This is a genomic window from Vibrio sp. OPT46 (assembly GCF_015163535.1).
In the GTDB taxonomy this organism is placed as follows: Bacteria; Pseudomonadota; Gammaproteobacteria; order Enterobacterales; family Vibrionaceae; genus Vibrio; species Vibrio alginolyticus.
The window spans coordinates 35,128-36,779 of sequence record NZ_JADDYG010000529.1 but is presented as its reverse complement, the minus strand read 5'-3'; the positions used below and the strand labels follow the sequence as shown (position 1 = coordinate 36,779).

Below are 1,652 nucleotides of genomic sequence, written 5' to 3'. Positions count from 1 at the left end.
ACGATGTTCAGCTAGTTGTCGTTGGGACCGGAGACCCTGTTCTTGCCGCTCAGTTACGAGAGGTTGCCGCGAAGTTTTCTAGCAAATTTGCCTTTGTAGAAGCGTATGACAATGAACTTGCGCATATCGTTGAAGCTGGTTCTGATTTCTTCTTGATGCCTTCTGAGTTTGAACCATGTGGCTTAAACCAAATCTATAGTATGGCTTATGGGACATTACCGATAGTACGCGGTGTTGGTGGCTTAAAGGACAGCGTTAGCGATTATGATGTAAACCCATCTGAAGCAACGGGGTTTGTTTTTTTCGAACCGACACCGCAGGCATTGTTGTTAACGATGCTAAGGGCACTGTTGCTCTACGCTCAAAACGAGCCTGAAGTGAATAAAGTACAGTTGCACGCGATGCAACAAGACTTTTGTTGGCAAAAGGCCGCAGAATCTTATTTGCAGCTTTACCACTCAGCGTTAGTTTGACTTAAAATTGTAACGAAAGGCACCGAATGAGGTGCCTTTATTATCTTGAGTAAGGGGAGTGTGGTAGGATGGCTTTTTACTCAATAGCACGATCTTTTTGATACTCAATATGACCCAGCCGCTACTTTTTCATAAAACCTATTTGCACCCTACTAGTAATGAGTGGGTTGTATTTGTGCACGGTGCTGGTGGTAGCTCTTCTATCTGGTTCAAGCAAATTAAAGCTTACAAGCAACACTTTAACTTATTGCTGATCGATTTAAGAGGTCATGGAAAGTCAAATCAGTTACTTAAAGAGCTCATTGCTAGCCGTTATACCTTTACGGAAGTTACCCAAGATATTTTGAAAGTATTGGATCATTTAAAGATCCAATCCGCTCATTTTGTCGGTATGTCGCTTGGTACTATTATTGTTCGAAACCTTGCTGAATTGTCATCAGAGCGCGTACGTTCGATGGTGCTCGGCGGTGCTGTCACAAGGCTTAACACTCGTTCTCAGATATTGGTGAAATTAGGTAATTTTTGTAAGCATATCCTACCGTACATGTGGCTCTACAAACTGTTCGCTTATATTGTTATGCCTCAAAGAAGCCAACGAGAATCTCGCCACCTTTTTATTCGCGAAGCCAAGAAGCTTTGCCAAAAAGAATTTAAACGTTGGTTTATTCTTGCCGCTGATGTAAATCCGTTAATGAAATATTTTAAAGATCGAGAGTTACCCATTCCGACTCTTTACTTAATGGGCGACAGGGATTACATGTTTATTAAACCTGTCAAAGAAATGGTTGCAGCACATAAGCTCAGCATTCTACGAGAAATCCCGAATTGTGGTCATGTATGCAATGTAGAGCGTCCAGAAGACTTCAATCAACACTCCATCGAGTTTATTAAACAGCAAGCTGTATGTGCTTAAAACTGAGTGCATCCACTGAATAGGAGAGCCGCTATAGCTCTCCTAGTTGATATCCACATTGCCAACATGCACCAAATTGCCCTTCGTTTATTTCATGACATTTTGGGCATTGCCAATCTTGATACTCATGCCTATCGGATTGTTTTCGATATGCTTTTACTATTTCTTCAGCTTTCATCTTTTGTGCCGTGTCAAAAAGCCACACATAAGGATCGGTATCATCACCAAACGGCAGTTCTCCTTTTAAGCCGAAAATACCTTCTCCG

The 1,652-nt window shown here is 41.8% G+C and carries 3 protein-coding genes; 2 read left to right on the top strand and 1 reads right to left on the bottom strand.

Annotated features, from left to right (window positions below; all coding sequences use genetic code 11):
- Both IQR33_RS21465 and IQR33_RS21460 read left to right on the top strand, forming a co-directional pair.
- Positions 1-473, top strand: a 473-nt coding sequence (locus tag IQR33_RS21465) for a glycosyltransferase (protein ID WP_193844034.1), incomplete at its 5' end; no start/stop codon positions are given.
- 109 nt (positions 474-582) lie between these two features.
- On the top strand, positions 583-1,386 hold the full coding sequence (locus IQR33_RS21460) for an alpha/beta fold hydrolase (protein ID WP_017820032.1): 804 nt from the start codon (positions 583-585) through the stop codon (positions 1,384-1,386).
- Positions 1,387-1,417: 31 nt separating this feature from the next.
- On the opposite strand, the gene IQR33_RS21455 is transcribed toward IQR33_RS21460, so the two are convergent.
- Positions 1,418-1,652, bottom strand: a 235-nt coding sequence (locus IQR33_RS21455; protein ID WP_228014053.1) for a DUF2007 domain-containing protein, incomplete at its 5' end; no start/stop codon positions are given.

What these genes read in the sequence shown, in the direction of transcription:
- IQR33_RS21460 (WP_017820032.1), top strand. Translation starts at nt 583, where the DNA reads ATGACCCAGCCGCTACTTTTTCATAAAACCTATTTGCACCCTACTAGT.